Source organism: Draconibacterium sediminis (genome assembly GCF_000949475.1).
Taxonomy (GTDB): Bacteria; Bacteroidota; Bacteroidia; order Bacteroidales; family Prolixibacteraceae; genus Draconibacterium; species Draconibacterium sediminis.
The window spans coordinates 634,497-649,775 of record NZ_JRHC01000001.1; the positions used below are offsets into that span (position 1 = coordinate 634,497).

At 41.2% G+C, this 15,279-nt stretch carries 19 protein-coding genes and 1 tRNA gene; 6 read left to right on the forward strand and 14 right to left on the reverse strand.

Features of this window, described 5'->3' with window-relative positions:
- Positions 1 to 146 precede the first annotated feature (146 nt).
- The 5 genes from LH29_RS02515 (at position 147) to LH29_RS25090 (ending at position 2,927) form a co-directional block, all read left to right on the forward strand.
- Positions 147 to 827 carry a DUF5020 family protein gene (locus LH29_RS02515; RefSeq protein ID WP_045025966.1) on the forward strand — a complete coding sequence of 227 codons (681 nt, stop codon included), beginning with the start codon at positions 147 to 149 and terminating at the stop codon, positions 825 to 827.
- 10 nt (positions 828 to 837) lie between these two features.
- Positions 838 to 2,130, forward strand: a complete 1,293-nt coding sequence (locus tag LH29_RS02520; RefSeq protein WP_045025967.1) for an NCS2 family permease — start codon at positions 838 to 840, stop codon at positions 2,128 to 2,130.
- Positions 2,131 to 2,252: 122 nt separating this feature from the next.
- Positions 2,253 to 2,327 (forward strand) — tRNA-Val (locus LH29_RS02525).
- Positions 2,328 to 2,341: 14 nt separating this feature from the next.
- Positions 2,342 to 2,587, forward strand: coding sequence for a GIY-YIG nuclease family protein (locus LH29_RS25085; protein ID WP_082063387.1), 246 nt, complete (start codon positions 2,342 to 2,344; stop codon positions 2,585 to 2,587).
- A gap of 94 nt (positions 2,588 to 2,681) precedes the next feature.
- The gene (locus LH29_RS25090) at positions 2,682 to 2,927 is read left to right on the forward strand and encodes a GIY-YIG nuclease family protein (protein WP_045025968.1); all 246 of its coding nucleotides are present in this window, start codon (positions 2,682 to 2,684) and stop codon (positions 2,925 to 2,927) included.
- 123 nt (positions 2,928 to 3,050) lie between these two features.
- Here the strand turns inward: LH29_RS25090 and LH29_RS02535 are convergent, their stop codons facing one another.
- Positions 3,051 to 3,965 (reverse strand): nuclear transport factor 2 family protein, encoded by a 915-nt coding sequence (locus LH29_RS02535; protein ID WP_157493541.1) that lies wholly within the window; start codon positions 3,963 to 3,965, stop codon positions 3,051 to 3,053.
- Between the two features lie 380 nt (positions 3,966 to 4,345).
- On the opposite strand from LH29_RS02535, the gene LH29_RS02540 reads away from it, so the two are divergent.
- Positions 4,346 to 5,146 (forward strand): ThuA domain-containing protein, encoded by an 801-nt coding sequence (locus LH29_RS02540; RefSeq protein ID WP_198152328.1) that lies wholly within the window; start codon positions 4,346 to 4,348, stop codon positions 5,144 to 5,146.
- A 219-nt stretch (positions 5,147 to 5,365) separates the two neighbouring features.
- Here the strand turns inward: LH29_RS02540 and atpG are convergent, their stop codons facing one another.
- The 13 genes from atpG to LH29_RS02605 all read right to left on the reverse strand — a co-directional run bounded on the left by atpG (position 5,366) and on the right by LH29_RS02605 (position 15,201).
- Entirely contained in the window at positions 5,366 to 6,241 is an 876-nt protein-coding gene (atpG, locus tag LH29_RS02545; RefSeq protein WP_045025970.1) for an ATP synthase F1 subunit gamma, read from the reverse strand.
- An 82-nt stretch (positions 6,242 to 6,323) separates the two neighbouring features.
- Positions 6,324 to 7,901 carry a F0F1 ATP synthase subunit alpha gene (gene atpA / locus LH29_RS02550; protein ID WP_045025971.1) on the reverse strand — a complete coding sequence of 526 codons (1,578 nt, stop codon included), beginning with the start codon at positions 7,899 to 7,901 and terminating at the stop codon, positions 6,324 to 6,326.
- Between the two features lie 30 nt (positions 7,902 to 7,931).
- A complete protein-coding gene (gene atpH, locus LH29_RS02555; RefSeq protein WP_045025972.1) occupies positions 7,932 to 8,477 on the reverse strand; it encodes an ATP synthase F1 subunit delta in 546 nt (181 codons plus the stop codon).
- Between the two features lie 2 nt (positions 8,478 to 8,479).
- A complete protein-coding gene (locus tag LH29_RS02560; protein ID WP_045025973.1) occupies positions 8,480 to 8,974 on the reverse strand; it encodes a F0F1 ATP synthase subunit B in 495 nt (164 codons plus the stop codon).
- Between the two features lie 66 nt (positions 8,975 to 9,040).
- The gene (gene atpE, locus LH29_RS02565) at positions 9,041 to 9,304 is read right to left on the reverse strand and encodes an ATP synthase F0 subunit C (RefSeq protein ID WP_038557555.1); all 264 of its coding nucleotides are present in this window, start codon (positions 9,302 to 9,304) and stop codon (positions 9,041 to 9,043) included.
- Between the two features lie 18 nt (positions 9,305 to 9,322).
- Positions 9,323 to 10,477, reverse strand: coding sequence for a F0F1 ATP synthase subunit A (gene atpB / locus LH29_RS02570; RefSeq protein WP_082063388.1), 1,155 nt, complete (start codon positions 10,475 to 10,477; stop codon positions 9,323 to 9,325).
- A 222-nt stretch (positions 10,478 to 10,699) separates the two neighbouring features.
- Positions 10,700 to 11,080: a hypothetical protein gene (locus LH29_RS02575; protein WP_045025974.1), complete on the reverse strand. Its 381-nt coding sequence runs from the start codon at positions 11,078 to 11,080 to the stop codon at positions 10,700 to 10,702.
- The gene (locus LH29_RS02580; protein WP_045025975.1) at positions 11,081 to 11,329 is read right to left on the reverse strand and encodes an AtpZ/AtpI family protein; all 249 of its coding nucleotides are present in this window, start codon (positions 11,327 to 11,329) and stop codon (positions 11,081 to 11,083) included. It lies immediately after the preceding gene.
- Positions 11,292 to 11,705, reverse strand: coding sequence for a bactofilin family protein (locus tag LH29_RS02585; RefSeq protein WP_045025976.1), 414 nt, complete (start codon positions 11,703 to 11,705; stop codon positions 11,292 to 11,294). The genes LH29_RS02580 and LH29_RS02585 overlap by 38 nt, the downstream gene beginning before the upstream one ends.
- A 130-nt stretch (positions 11,706 to 11,835) precedes the next feature.
- Positions 11,836 to 12,834: a beta-ketoacyl-ACP synthase III gene (locus tag LH29_RS02590; RefSeq protein ID WP_045025977.1), complete on the reverse strand. Its 999-nt coding sequence runs from the start codon at positions 12,832 to 12,834 to the stop codon at positions 11,836 to 11,838.
- 276 nt (positions 12,835 to 13,110) lie between these two features.
- Positions 13,111 to 13,296, reverse strand: coding sequence for a 50S ribosomal protein L32 (rpmF, locus tag LH29_RS24235; RefSeq protein ID WP_074780135.1), 186 nt, complete (start codon positions 13,294 to 13,296; stop codon positions 13,111 to 13,113).
- A gap of 12 nt (positions 13,297 to 13,308) precedes the next feature.
- Complete coding sequence (locus LH29_RS02600; protein ID WP_198152329.1) at positions 13,309 to 13,851, reverse strand: YceD family protein; 543 nt, start codon at positions 13,849 to 13,851, stop codon at positions 13,309 to 13,311.
- Between the two features lie 168 nt (positions 13,852 to 14,019).
- Positions 14,020 to 15,201, reverse strand: coding sequence for a sensor histidine kinase (locus LH29_RS02605; protein ID WP_045025980.1), 1,182 nt, complete (start codon positions 15,199 to 15,201; stop codon positions 14,020 to 14,022).
- Positions 15,202 to 15,279: the final 78 nt, after the last annotated feature.

The following is a 15,279-nucleotide window of genomic DNA, read 5'->3' on the forward strand; positions in this document are numbered from 1 at the left end:
TGAAATGCCCCGGTTGTTCTGACCGGGGTTCTTTTATTTATAACCATTCAATACAGAGGTGGTTAGCCGCATTTTTTGTTTTTCAGATTGGAAAGAATAATTACTTTTGCTGCCATTAAATATCAAATTCTTATAATTTAACGACTATGAAAAAAGTACTACTTGCAATGGCTTTTGTTGCATTTATGTTTTCTGTTAATGCCCAAAATGTACAGTTACACTACGATTTCGGCGAAGGCCGCAAAATGTTGACCTCAACAGTAGAAATGTTCCGTCCCGATGCTTACGGTTCGACATTCTTTTTCATCGACATGGATTATGGTGCTGATGGAACAGGAATCGACAATGGTATTTCGTTGGCTTACTGGGAAATTGCACGTGCTTTTAAATGGAACGAAACTCAGAAGTTTATGCCACGTGTTGAATACAATGGCGGAACAATGAGCATTGGCGGTGGAGTTTGGATTCCTATTGAAAACTGCTGGTTGGCCGGTGTGGAACGTACCTGGGCTTCGGCTGATTTCTCTAAAATTCTGACTTTGCAAGCCAACTACAAGTACATTAAAGACAAAGAAGATGCAGCTTTTCAGTTAACAGCTGTATGGACAGTACAAATGGCAGAAGGTAAATTTACTTTCACAGGTTTTGCTGATTTCTGGAAAGAAGAAATGTTCTGGGGAACTGACTACCGTTTCTTAACTGAGCCTCAATTGTGGTACAACCCATGTAAAAACTTCTCGTTTGGTACTGAAATAGAGTTGAGCAACAACTTCGTTGGTGACGAGTTTGCTGTGAAGCCAACGCTGGCAGTTAAATACACCTTCTAAAACCTGAATTATGATCGATAAATATTTTAATATCAGCGGCCGTGGTTCTTCTTTCAAAAAGGAGATCATTGGTGGGGCAACCACCTTTTTAACTATGGCCTACATCATTTTTGTAAACCCATCGATTTTGGGCGATGCAGGAATGGATAGAAATGCACTGATCACAGTTACAATTGTAGCCTCTCTTATTGGTACGCTTTTGGCCGGTGTTTGGGCAAAAGTACCTTATGCAATGGCTCCCGGAATGGGATTGAATGCCTTTTTTACCTACACGCTGGTGTTGGGTGCCGGTGTTGACTGGCAAACAGCTCTTGGAGTGGTATTTATTTCAGGTGTAATATTCCTGGCGCTTACCGTTACCGGTATACGAACAAAAATTATTCATACTATTCCGCTTGCACTGCGTTTGGCAACCGGAGCAGGTATTGGATTGTTTATCTCGTTCATCGGTTTTAAAAACATGGGATTGGTAGTGGCTAACCCTGCAACATTTGTTGGTTTAGGCAAATTTACTCCAACTTTGTTAATCGGTTTGGCCGGTTTACTTATAACTGCCATTCTGGAAGTGAAAAAAGTACGTGGCGGAATCTTCTACGGAATTATTATTACTACAATTATTGCAATAGTTGCCGGAGAAGTTCAGGCACCTGAATCGTTTGTTTCGATGCCTCCTTCAATGAGCCCGTTGATGTTGAAACTGGATATCCTTTCGGCACTTAGCCTGGGATTGATTGGTGCGATTTTCTCGTTTATGTTTGTCGATCTTTTTGATTCGGTAGGAACAATTGTTGCCTGTTCGTACGAAGCCGGTTTTGTTGATAAAGATGGTAAAGTAGAAAACGTTGACCGTATTCTTGAAGCTGACGCGGTTGCAACTGTTGCCGGAACATTGCTGGGAACAAGTACAACTACTACATACATTGAATCTGCTTCGGGTATTGCCAACGGCGCCAAAACAGGTTTTGCATCTGTTATTACTGCAGGCTTGTTCTTTTTGGCTTTGTTCTTTGCTCCGCTTATTGGTATTGTACCAGGTTACGCAACGGCACCTGCATTGGTAATTGTTGGAGTGTACATGTTCAAGAATATCAAACAAATTGATTTTGCTGATTTCTCTGAAGCTATTCCTGCATTTCTTACTATTATTTTAATGCCTTTAACTTACAGTATTTCCATCGGTTTGTCGTTTGGATTTATTTCGTACGTGGTACTAAAAGCTGTGGCCGGCAGGTACAAAGAGGTTTCGTGGCTGATGTGGGCTATTGCCGTGTTATCAGTAATAAATCTGTGGTTTGGAGTATAGATATTTCAAATAAAAAATAGTTAAAAGGATTGTCGTATGGCAATCCTTTTTTTGTATTTTTATTTTGTATTGAGGCATTAGCTCAGCCGGTTCAGTCCGTCAGCTGACGGATGACAGGGTAGGGGTCGTTAGTTCAGTTGGTTTAGAACGCATGCTTGACAGGCATGAGGTCGGCAGTTCGAATCTGCCACGACCCACAAAATTTCCAAACATGTATTATACTTACGTTTTATATTCTTCGAAGTATCATAAAATATACATTGGATACTCAAGTGATACTGAAAAGCGGTTACTGTCTCATAATGATGAAAGGAATACAGGGTGGACTAAAAGGTATCAACCATGGCAGATTATTCATATAGAAGGATTTGAGACAAAAAGTGAGGCATTAAAGAGAGAGAAACAACTGAAATCATCCAGAGGGCGTGCTTTTCTTCGTACACTACTGCCGAGTTAGCTCAGTTGGTTTAGTCCGTCAGCTGACGGATGACAGGCATGAGGTCGGTCCGTCAGCTGACGGAAATCTGCCACGACCCACAAAATTTCCAAACATGTATTATACTTACGTTTTATATTCTTCGAAGTATCATAAAATATACATTGGTTATTCAAGTGATCCTGAAAAGCGTTTGCTCTCTCATAACGATGAAAGGAATACGGGTTGGACTAAAAGGTATCAACCTTGGCAGATTATTCATATAGAAGAATTTGAAACAAAGAGTGAGGCATTAAAGAGAGAGAAACAAATGAAATCATCCAGAGGGCGTGCTTTTCTTCGTACACTACTGCCGAGTTAGCTCAGTTGGTTTAGTCCGTCAGCTGACGGATGACAGGGTAGGGGGCACTGGTTCGAATCCAGTATGCCTCACAAAAAAGGAAGCAATCATAACGATGCTTCCTTTTTCTTCATATAATTTGTATTAATCTGTTACGTGATTGGTACTAAAATAAGCCATTTCCCGAACTATTTTTCCGTCGTCGTTAAACGAATGAGAAAGCATTAATGGCATCTCCACTTTTTTATCGTTTTCTTCATCGGTGTACGAATAATTCCACCACGAATAAACTACATAGCCGTTATTTAGTTCGTAAAAAATACAATCGGGATACCCGACCTGCTCAAAGTGAATATCTTTTCTGGTAGCAAAATGGTCAGCAACATCTGCAGCTCTTTCTTCCAGGTTCATAGTTACATCATAGCCTCCGGCCAAACTACTGAAAATGGCATCTTCAGTAAAGAATTCTTTTAAACCTTCTACATCTTCTGCTACATAGGTATTCAGCAATTTTCTTACTGTTGCTATGTGGGGATGGTTGATGTACACCTTCCCGTTTTCGCGGGTTGTTTGCGCATTCCGAATGTCTTCGAAAACATTGTTGTTATAGTATTGAATAAAAGTGGCAATTTTTCCATCATCGTCAAAAGCGTATAAACAGTGCATGTGCAGATCCAGATTTATGCCGGTTTTTTCGTTTGTTCCGGTAAGCAACAGCCAATCCTGAACCCACATTTTTCCGTCTTTATATTCCAAGGCATCGGGATAGGTACCGGGCAAGTCTTCAACTTTAAAATTCACAAAGTTTTTGGTCCAGTAACTTGAGTTTTTACTAAAGTTTTCAGCCGAGGTTTTCCAATCATTACCGTTTCGCACAATTACCACTGAGTCGGCAAAAAAGGTTTTCACTTTTTCGGTGTCGCCATTTTTAACAGCATCCCAAAAGCCTCTTGTTTTGTCTATGGTTTCGTGTTCATTAAACACGGTACCATTTTTCTTTTGAGCGATTGATGTACTTGCAAGGAGGGTTAAGATTAGCAATACAGCAAAATTTTTCATAATGTAATCTTTAGTTAATTGTTTAGAAAAATTCTGGCCATAAATCACTTAACCTAATTGGTAGGTATATACAATTTACGTAATACTTCATTAAAATGAAAATAATTAAAATGGTAATATGCAGAAATTCAGTAAGATAGTGTGATTTTGAGAGCTGCTAATTGATATAGAATCGAGTCAACGTGTTGATATTAAACAACGTAAAAGAAAAAAGGGTCTGAAAATAGGTAATGTAGAATTCATCATTTTCTTTTAAACAAACTCACTTTATCTTGTTAAGCGCTTGAATTTGAAAGGTTGCCAAGTTCGTTTTCTATTTTGTAGTTCAACATTTTCCTTTATTTTTAGCCAGATATTAAATCAACTAAACTATGTTACGAATGAGTAGAATGTACTTTAAGATAATCTCCGCTTTGTTGGTGGTAGGTTTTTTATTTTTAACTCCAGGAACTTACGCCGGGGAGAAAATGCAAAATAATAACTCGTTGAAAGGAAAGAAAGTTCTTTATGTTTACGGTGGTTGGAAAGGTCACGAGCCCATAGAGTCGGTAGATGTATTTGTGCCATGGCTGAAAGCTGAAGGGGCAGAGGTTACGGTGTCGGACAACCTGGATAGTTACCTAGATGAAGAATTAATGGGGGCAGTTGATCTGATTATCCAAACCTGGACGATGGGAACCATCACCAAAGAGCAGGAAAAGGGACTGTTAAAAGCCGTACGAAACGGAGCCGGTTTTTCTGGCTGGCATGGAGGTATAGGCGATTCGTTCCGAAATAACACTGAATACCAGTTTATGGTCGGCGGGCAATGGGTAGCACATCCCGGTGGTGTTATTGATTATTCGGTGAAAATAACCGACAAAAATGATCCGGTAACTAAAGGAATGGATGATTTTAAGATGCATTCGGAGCAGTACTACATGCATATCGATCCGAACGTAAAAGTGTTGGCTACAACAGAGTTCACCGCTGAACATTCGTCGTGGATTGATAAGTCTGTAATGCCGGTGGTTTGGAAAAAATACTATGGTAACGGACGTATATTTTACAGCTCGCTGGGCCACGTGATGACTGATTTTGAAGTGACGGAAGCGCTGGAAATTATGAAACGCGGAATCCGTTGGGCGGCTGAAAGTAAATATGCTCCAAAAGAAAAGTGGGTGAGCCCGGTTTACAAATAAAAAAAATGATTAACCGTGTAAAATACACGTAAGATAAGAAGTTTCACTGTTCTGATTAACAAATTTGTTCTGCCCCCCTATAATCCCCAGAAGGGGGATATTTCCTCCCCTTTAGGGAGGTCAGGAGGGGTTATTAAATTGCATCATTTTGATTTTTTTTCATAAAAAAAACCGTTCCTTTTTCAAAGAACGGTTTTCCAATATTTTTATAAAAACGATTTATCCGTTTAATGCTTCGGCGCCGCTTACAATTTCCAGGATTTCTCCTGTAATGGCTGCCTGGCGTGCTTTGTTATATTCCAGCGTAAGCGAACCGATAAGATCAGTGGCATTGTCGGTTGCCTGATGCATTGCCGTCATTCGGGCGCCGTGCTCGGCAGCATTCGAATCAAGCAAAGCTTTGTAAAACTGAATTTTTAAGGAACGCGGAATCAGTTCCCGTATAATGTGCTCTTTCGATGGTTCGTAAATAAAATTGTAATTACCATCGTCGTTGTCTTCTTCTATTTCAACCGGTAGAAACTGCTCGGCAGCCTGCACCTGTACAGCAGCATTTTTAAACTGGTTGTACACCAACTCAATGCGGTCGTAATGTTTGTCGGCAAACGATTTCATGCATTCTTCGGCAACTCTCGAAACATTTTCAAAAGACAATGCATCGAACAACTCATTTTCGTCGGCCACAACTTTATACCCGCGGTGTTTTAGCTGGCGTGCGCCCTGTTTCCCGATGCACATAAAATCGAGCTTACCCAGTTGCAACTGTTGCTCATATTTTGTTTTGGCTACTTCAACCGCTTTTTTGGTGATATTGCTGTTAAAACCTCCGCACAAACCGCGGTTTGATGATACCAGAATCAGAAGCACTTTTTTAGGTTCGCGTGATTGTGTGTAAACCGAATCTTCAACGTTTTCGAGGCTGGCACTCAGCGAAGTTAGTATCTCGTGTAGCTTTTCGGCATACGGTCTGATTTGCATAATAGCATCCTGCGCTTTTTTTAACTTGGCAGCCGAAACCATTTTCATGGCACTGGTTACCTGCCGGGTGGTTTTTACCGATGCTATCCGGGTGCGTATTTCTTTTAATCCAGCCATATCTTGGAATGTTGGAGTATCAGAATATTGGAGTGCTAGAATTCTTCCATTCTAATATTCCAATATTCTAACCTTCTACTATTTATTTATATTTCTCTGCCGTTTCAGCAGCTACTTTTCTAATTGTCTCCTCAATTTCAGGTGTCAGTTTACCGGCTTTTAGTTCATCCAAAACCGGGCGGTGCGACATTTCCATTGTTTCCAGAAAATCAGCTTCAAACTCTTTCACCTTATCAATTGGTACACTACGAAGCAACTCGTTGGTTCCGCAATAGATAATAGCTGCCTGATGCTCAACTTTTACCGGCGAGTACTGTCCCTGTTTCAGGATTTCCACGTTTTTACGTCCCTTATCAAGTACACGCATTGTAGCGGCGTCCAAATCGGAACCGAATTTAGAAAACGCTTCCAGTTCGCGGAACTGTGCCTGGTCGAGTTTTAATGTACCCGAGATCTTTTTCATCGATTTGATCTGTGCACTACCACCAACACGCGATACCGAAATACCCACGTTAATCGCCGGACGAATACCTGAGTTAAACAGGTTCGATTCCAGGAAAATCTGTCCGTCGGTAATTGAAATTACGTTGGTTGGGATATATGCAGAAACGTCACCGGCTTGTGTTTCAATAATAGGAAGTGCGGTTAACGAACCACCACCTTTTACTTTATCTTTTAAACATTCCGGTAAGTCGTTCATGTTTTTTGCAATCTCATCCGATTCGATGATTTTTGCCGCACGTTCCAACAGGCGCGAGTGCAAATAGAAAACGTCACCCGGATAAGCTTCACGGCCCGGTGGACGACGAAGCAACAGCGACACCTCGCGATACGAAACGGCTTGTTTCGAAAGGTCATCGTAAATGATCAATGCATGACGGCCGGTATCGCGGAAATATTCTCCGATAGCAGCACCTGCATACGGAGCATAAAACTGCAATGCTGCCGGATCTGATGCAGTTGCCATAACAATTATCGAGTAGGCCATTGCACCTGCTTTTTCAAGTGTTGCTGCAATGTTTGCAACGGTAGATCCTTTCTGACCTACTGCCACATAGATACAGTATACCGGATTTCCCTGTTCGTAGAATTCACGTTGGTTAATAATGGTATCGATGGCTACTGCTGTTTTTCCTGTCTGACGGTCGCCAATAATCAACTCACGCTGACCACGGCCGATTGGAATCATGGCATCAACCGCTTTCAATCCTGTTTGCAGCGGTTCTTTTACCGGCTGACGGAAAATTACACCCGGTGCTTTCCTTTCCAAAGGCATTTCGAAAAGCTCACCTGTAATAGCACCTTTACCGTCAATGGCCTCACCAATGGTATTTACCACACGACCAAGCAGGCCTTCGCCAACATTAATCGATGCAATACGACGTGTACGTTTTACTGTATCGCCTTCTTTAATTTGTTCTGTAGGACCTAAAAGTACAGCCCCAACATTATCTTCTTCAAGGTTCAATACAATGCCTTTCATTCCGTTTTCGAATTCGATCATCTCATTCGATTCCACGTTCGAAAGTCCATAAATACGTGCAATGCCGTCGCCAACTTGCAGAACGGTACCAACTTCTTCCAGTTCGGCTACCGATTTAAATCCTTCGAGTTGTTGCTTTAGAATTTCAGATACTTCAGCAGGTTTTATATTAGCCATGTTCTATTATTTTTTGCTTGTCGCTATCGTTTATAATTCGGTTTCTAACAAGGTTTGTTTAACCTTGCGTAATTGGGTTGCCACGCTGGCATCATACTGTTTATCATCAAGGCGTAATACCAGACCTCCAAGAATTTCGGGATTTACCTGAGCCGCCAGTTCAATGGTTGCATTCAGTTCTTTTCCCAGCAGTGTTTCCACCTTTTTAAGTGTTGAGGCATCAACCTCGGTAGCTGTTGTAAGAACCGCCGATTTAATGTTGAGGTCTTTTCGGGTAAGATCGAGAAAATTGCGGCAGATGCCCGGAATGTGAACTTCGCGTTTGTTTTGAACTATCAGCAGTAAAAAGTTGAGACTGATCTCTTCAATTTTGCCTTCGAAGATACTTTTTACCAAGGCAGCCTTTTTTGATGATTTTACGATGGGGCTTTCCAGCAAAAGAATAAAATCTTTTGATGATTTGCAGACATCCATAACCAGTTGGATATCGGTTTTTAGCTTATCGAGCAGGTTTTTCTCTTTGGCTGTTGAAAAGAAAGCTTTGGCGTATCGTACAGTAATTGTGCTCTGGTCCATACTTAATTCAGCTTGATGTCGTCGATTAATCCGTCAACCATTTTTTCCTGTTCGGCCTTGTTGCTTAACTCTTTGCGAATTACTTTTTCGGCAATACTTACCGAAAGTTCGGCCACTTGTTTTTTAATATCGTTTATGGCAGCAGTTTTTTCGGCTTCGATTTGCTGACGTGCCTGAGCAATGCTTTTTTGCGCTTCTTCGCCGGCTTTTTCTTTGGCTTCGGCAACAATTTTATCTTTTAACTCCTTGGCCTCTTTCAGGATCGCTTCTTTTTCGCGGCGTGCTTCAGCAATAATTTTTTCATTATCGGCTTTTAGCCCGGCTACTTCTTTCTTGGCTTCTTCTGCCGAGTTTAAAGCGGTTGCAATAGAATCTTCACGCTCTTTTAATGCAGTAAGAATTGGTTTCCATGCAAACTTCGTCAACACAAAGAGTACGATTCCAAAAATGATGAGCATCCAAAAAATGGTGCCCGGATTCGGCATTACTAATCCCATGATTTAAAATTTTAATGGGGCAACGGCATCCCGGGCAATCCCCGGGATGGCTGCCAAAGTTTTTTGCTATACAAAAACGATAAGGATACAAACAATAACTGCGAAGAATGCAACACCTTCGATAAGTGCTGCCGACACAATCATGTTCGATCTGATGTCGCCGCTTGCTTCCGGTTGACGGGCAATAGCTTCCATGGCACTGGCACCGATTTTACCGATACCCATACCAGCTCCAATTGCTGCTAAACCTGCACCAATTGCTGCTCCCATTTTTCCAACCGACGCACCGGCGGCCGCTTGTAGCAATACTGTTAAAATAGCTGATAACATAGCTTTTAATTTTAAATATTAATGATGTTCTGAGGTCGCCATTCCGAAATAGAGTGCCGACAACAGAGTAAAAACATACGCTTGAATAAATGATACCAAAACATCGAGCAGCAAAATGAACACCGAGAACAGAATAGATATCGGACTTGCTCCTAATCCTACTGCCGGGCCAAACAGGCTGCCGAATACAAAAATAAGGCTCACAAACACCATCACAATAAGGTGACCCGCCATCATGTTGGCAAAGAGTCGGACCATGAGAACAAATGGTTTAGTAATTACGCCCGAAAGCTCAACGATAGGCATTAAGGGAATCGGGAATTTTAACCACCACGGAACATCCGGGTTGTAAATCTCTTTCCAGTAATGTTTGTTACCATTAATTGTTGTTATTGCAAAAGTGAATAATGCCAGTACCATTGTAACCCCTATATTTCCTGTAACGTTGGCTCCAAATGGCGGAATAGGTATCAATCCCATGAAGTTGTTGATCAGGATAAAAAAGAACAGGGTTAACAGGAACGGCATGAACTTTTCGTATTTGTGTTCGCCAATGGCCGGTTTTGCCACTTCGTCGCGAATAAAAAAGATGATCGGCTCCAAGGCATTTTGTACACCTGTTGGCGCTTTTCCTTTGTTCTTTTTAGCCAAATTAGCTGTTGCAAAAACCAACCACAATAAAATAACTACCGATGCCAAAATACCGGCAATCGTTTTTGTTATTGAAATATCGATGGGTGTTCCAATTTCGTGTCCTGCTGCATCCAGCTCAACCACTTTGCCTTTATATTCTTCGCTTTCCGAAATGCGGAACCCGTTGTAGGCGCTGTGTCCGTGGTGAAATTTCGACGACATAAACACATGAAACGCTTTTCCATCGTGTAATTCCGGTTGTTTGCTGTATAATACAATCGGTAACGGAATGCTGATTGGTGTCCCCTTCCAATCTGTAATGTGCCAGTCGTACGAATCTGACACGTGATCGATCACAAATTCTCCGGCGTTAAATCCTTCTTCAGCGTGTGCGTCTGAAGCATGGTCTTCGTTTTCTTCTGAATGACTTTCTGTTGCGTGTGTCTCTTCTTCTTCGTGCCCGTGTTGAGCCTGAAGCTGGCCATAACCTAATAATGAAACGGCAAACAGTATAATGACGGCTTTGGTAAGCTTAAGCATGGTTAATTCAGTTTTTTCTTTGTTTTAACTTGTCTTGTAAAAACACTTTAAACAAACGCTTCTCGATAAGAATTTTGTCAGGTTGTTAAAACGAATATTCCGTTCTAAGGTTCACAAATTTATAAGATTTTTTGGACCGTGAATGGAATTTGGCATTTTTCATTTGAGAATTAACCATGTTTAAAAACCTGTTTTTGTGTGAGGAAGGGAAGCGATGGAGCCTTATTTTCTTTCAGCCGACTTAGTTGCCTTTGTAATCTCGGTTACTTCAAAAAAAGTGTAAATCAGGTATAGCAGCATTAAACAAATAACAAACGGGAGGGCATTTTCTTTATCAACAGCAATATATACAACGGCTACCACCGAGTATAGAACGAGTTTGAAAAATGTAACGAGCATATTGCTGCGGGTAAATTTGCCGATATCTTTTTTTGCCATTTTAAGCTGATAGGAATGAATACCCATTGTAGCCAGATAAAAGAAAAGTAACAGAAAAGGAAATACCGGCAGGTAGTATTCGGGGAATGCCAGCGAAAATACCAGCCAGCCAATTAAGGCAATAGCCAGAGATATTCCGGTAAGTTTTACGATGAAAGCCTTCATTTACTTTTTCGTTTTTTTCGATTTATTATCCGGTTTCAACAGGTTTTTTACACCATAAATAATCGATGCAATTACACCAAATAGTACCAGTGCAAGTGTAAAACCTTTAAATTCGTTATCCATCCATTGGTCGATTTTATAGCCCAGAAAAGTAAAACCTCCGATAATGGCCATCATTTCGAACCCCAGGCTGGAGTAACGAATAAACGAATTAGTTTTTTTCGTTGTATAAGGTTTTTTCCTTTGCATCTTCTTTTGCAGGGGCACTGGCTGCTCCCATGGCGCAGGTTCCAGTAAAAGTTGCACCGGGTTCAACGGCCAGTTTTCCGGCCACAATATCGCCTTCAATTTTTGCCGAGGCTTTCATGTTCAAAAGCTCATCAACATAAACTTTACCTTTTATAAAACCGGCAATCTCAACGTTATTGCATTTTACCTTGCCATCGATTTTGCCTTTTGGGCCGATAACAACCCGGCCTTTTGCTTCCAGGTTTCCAACCAGTTGTCCATCAATGCGAATATCGCTACTTGCCGAAATATCGCCTTTAATGAGTGTACCTTCGCCTAAAATGTTAATCGCCTGATCGGGGGTTTCGCCAAACGTTCTTGTGTTTTGTTTTGCCATGGTTTAAATCTTCTTAACTGTCCTTATTAATTGGGTGCCTGAATATACAATAAAATGCATCTTCAGCAAAAAAATATTCATTTTGAGTCCCACAAACAGAACGGCAAAATTTAACTTCTATTGTTAGCTTCTATTCCGAATCGTACGCCCATTTTAGATAGGTGCTTCCCCATGTAAATCCGGCACCAAACGCGGCGAGAATAATGTTGTCGCCTTTTTTTAGTTGTTTTTCGTAATCCCACAAACAAAGCGGAATGGTAGCTGCTGTGGTATTTCCGTATTTGCGGATATTGATCATTACCTGCTTTTTGCTAATCCCCATTCGGCGGGCGGTAGCCTCAATAATGCGCATGTTTGCCTGGTGTGGAACAAGCCACGCAACATCTTCAGAGCTGATGTTGTGTTTTTCCATAATTTCAGCAGCAACATCGGCCATGCTCGATACCGCAGCTTTAAAAACAGCTTGTCCTTCCTGGTATAAATAGTGTTCTTTATTTTTTACAGTTTCTTCGGAGGCCGGTTTTAACGATCCGCCTGCTTTGATATGCAGGTGATGACGTCCTAAACCATCAACACGGTTAATGTAGTCGATAACACCAACATCTTCGGTGCTTGGTTCAACCAAAACGGCTGCAGCGCCATCGCCAAAAAGCGGGCAGGTGGTGCGATCTTCGTAGTTAATAATCGACGACATTTTTTCGGCGGCAACTATAACTACCTTTTTGTAGCGCCCCGATTCGATAAATTGTGTTGCAGTTGACAGAGAAAAAATAAATCCTGAGCAAGCAGCATTCAAGTCGAAACTCCAGGCGTTATGAATATTTGTTTTGTGAGCAATAATATTGGCTGTTGCCGGAAGGTTCATGTCGGGCGTGATGGTTGCGCAAATCAACATGTCGACTTCTTCGGGCGATGTGCCGGTTTTTTCCAGCAAATTCTCCACTGCACGAGCCCCCATGTCGCTGGTTGCTTTTCCTTCTTCCTTTAAAATCCTTCGCTCCTTAATCCCGATTCGTTGCATGATCCACTCGTCCGAGGTATCAACCATCTTGCTGATTTCCTCGTTTGTTAACCGGTATTCCGGGAGGTAGGCTCCAACTCCTGTAATTGCTGCCCTTATGTTAGCCATTATTCAAATACTAATTTTTGTTTACTGAAAATAAAATTCTGGTCTTTTTTTACCGGGGATAAATGTAGAGCGATTTACAGGAGACAGCAAAGAAATGCCAACAGATGTGGTGTGCAGAGGTGAAAAAATGTTCTTTATGGCTGAACAATTTATAACATTGTTCGAAAAATCAGAAAATAGGAAATGCGATCAGGGGGGCACAAAAAATCCATCTTCGGAACTTACCAAAGATGGATTTTTGTTAGTTAAATCCGGAACTTCCGGATGCTTATTTAACTATAATGCAATTTCTTTTTCAATTACTTGTTTACCTCTGTAGTAACCACATTCAGGACATACTGTGTGGTATTTAACAGTTGTTCCACAGTTTGAGCAAGTAGCCAGAGTAGGGGCAACTGCTTTGTAATGGGTACGTCTTTTATCCCTTCTAGCTTTCGATGTTTTATGCTTTGGATGTGCCATTGTTATGTATTTTTAATTATTATTCTTTAAGTTTTTTAATGCAGCCCAGCGCGGATCAATTTCTTCTTCTTCATCATCCTCCGCATCGAACTGTGTAATATTATTTAATCTGTCAATCATTTCCTGGTTACAGCCGTTTTCTCCGCTTTCATCCGGATGAACATGCCGCAACGGAATACTCAGTGTAACGTATTCGTAAATGATTTGAGCCAGGTTGATGGCGTGTTCTTCGGGTAAAACCCAGATAACATTGTCGCCGTCTTCAAACTCATCTTCTTCACCAAATTTTACAAATAATTCGGTTTCTAAAGACACGTCTTGCTGATAACTGTCGAGGCAGCGGTCGCATACAAGCTCCAACCATCCTTCAAGTGCAAAACTTAGTTTCAGAAATGCACTTCGTTTTTCAAGTTCAACTTTTACGCTAATTTCCCCGTTGTCAACCAGACTCTCCTCAAAATGTACAAAGAACTTATCGTTCACCTCAAATTGGTAATCGTGCAGGCCTTCTTTAAGGCCTTTAAACTCAATATTATATTTGCTCTTCCAGCTCACGATTCCAAAAAAGTGGATGCAAAAGTATAAATTTTTTATTAACAGTTAAAGAAAACCTTGAAATATTTCAAAATTCTTTCCAAATCAAAACAGTTAAACCTGAGCCGTTTGCATTAGTGCTAAGTTCGGCGATCGAACACAATAGAATTGCTCGTTATTGTTTTGATTTTATTTGTACAGAACAATTCGGAATGTGGTTCCTTTTCCCATTTCTGACGATTTGATGAAAATTTTGCCTTTGTGGTATATTTCAACAATTCGTTTTGCCAGGGAAAGGCCTAAACCCCAGCCGCGTTTTTTGGTTGAAAAGCCGGGATGGAAAATCGATTTCTGATGATTTTTAGAAATACCGCAGCCGGTGTCGGTAAGGTCAATATTTACCTGCTTTTCTTTTTCTTTTACCTGAATGGTTATGGTGCCGTGATTGCTCATTGCATCGATGGCATTTTTGCATAAATTCTCAATAACCCACGAGAACAGAGCCGCATTCAATGGGGTTTCAATATAAGCGTTGGTGTCGTAATTCAGCTCAAATTTCACCTTATCCGACGAACGTCGTTTCAGGTACGAAACGGCCGAATTTAGTACTTCGATGAGGTTAACGCGCAGCAATTCCGGTTTTGATCCGATCTTGGAAAAACGTTCGGTAATACGTTCCAGGCGCGAAGTATCCTGCTCCAGCTCTTTAATCAGATTGGGATCAACATCTTTCAGTTTTAGCAGTTCAATCCATGCCATTAACGACGATATAGGAGTGCCCAGCTGGTGCGCTGTTTCTTTCGACATGCCCACCCACACCTGGTTTTGCTCGGCACGGTTGGTAGCCACAAATGCAAAATAGGCAACCAGAATAAATATCATTATAACCGCCAGCTGTATAACCGGATACAACTGCAGGTTTCGCAGAATTGTTGATTCGCGGTAGTACAACATCAGTTTATAATCGTCGCCTAAATCGATTGGGATTGGCGCTGCATAATCCTGCATTTTTTTTAGTTCGCGTTGCAGCACTTCTTCTTTTCGGTCTTCGCGGTAGGCAATATTTCGGTCGGTGTTAAAAGTCCCGTCAGGGTTTAATATCAGGATGGGAATAGTTGTGTTTTTCTCGCTAACCGTACCCAGAAACTGGAGATAACGCGTTTGGAGCTGAGCCATTTCGGGCGTGGTGATTTCGATGGTAGCATTATTGATTCCCTTTATCGCATCGGCCCAGATTTCAACCTTGTTGCGTTCTTCGTTGGCCATTTTTTTGGTTAGCCAGTTGGTGTATAGCATTGATGCTACTCCGATAAGAACAGCAAAGATGAGCAGTAAAATTTTTCCCCGTCGTCGTTTAAGATAAATGTCCAATGCAAATGGTTTTTAAGTACATTCTTCAGAACGACTTAAAGATAAAAATATTATACCGATAAACGGATTGCCGAAATA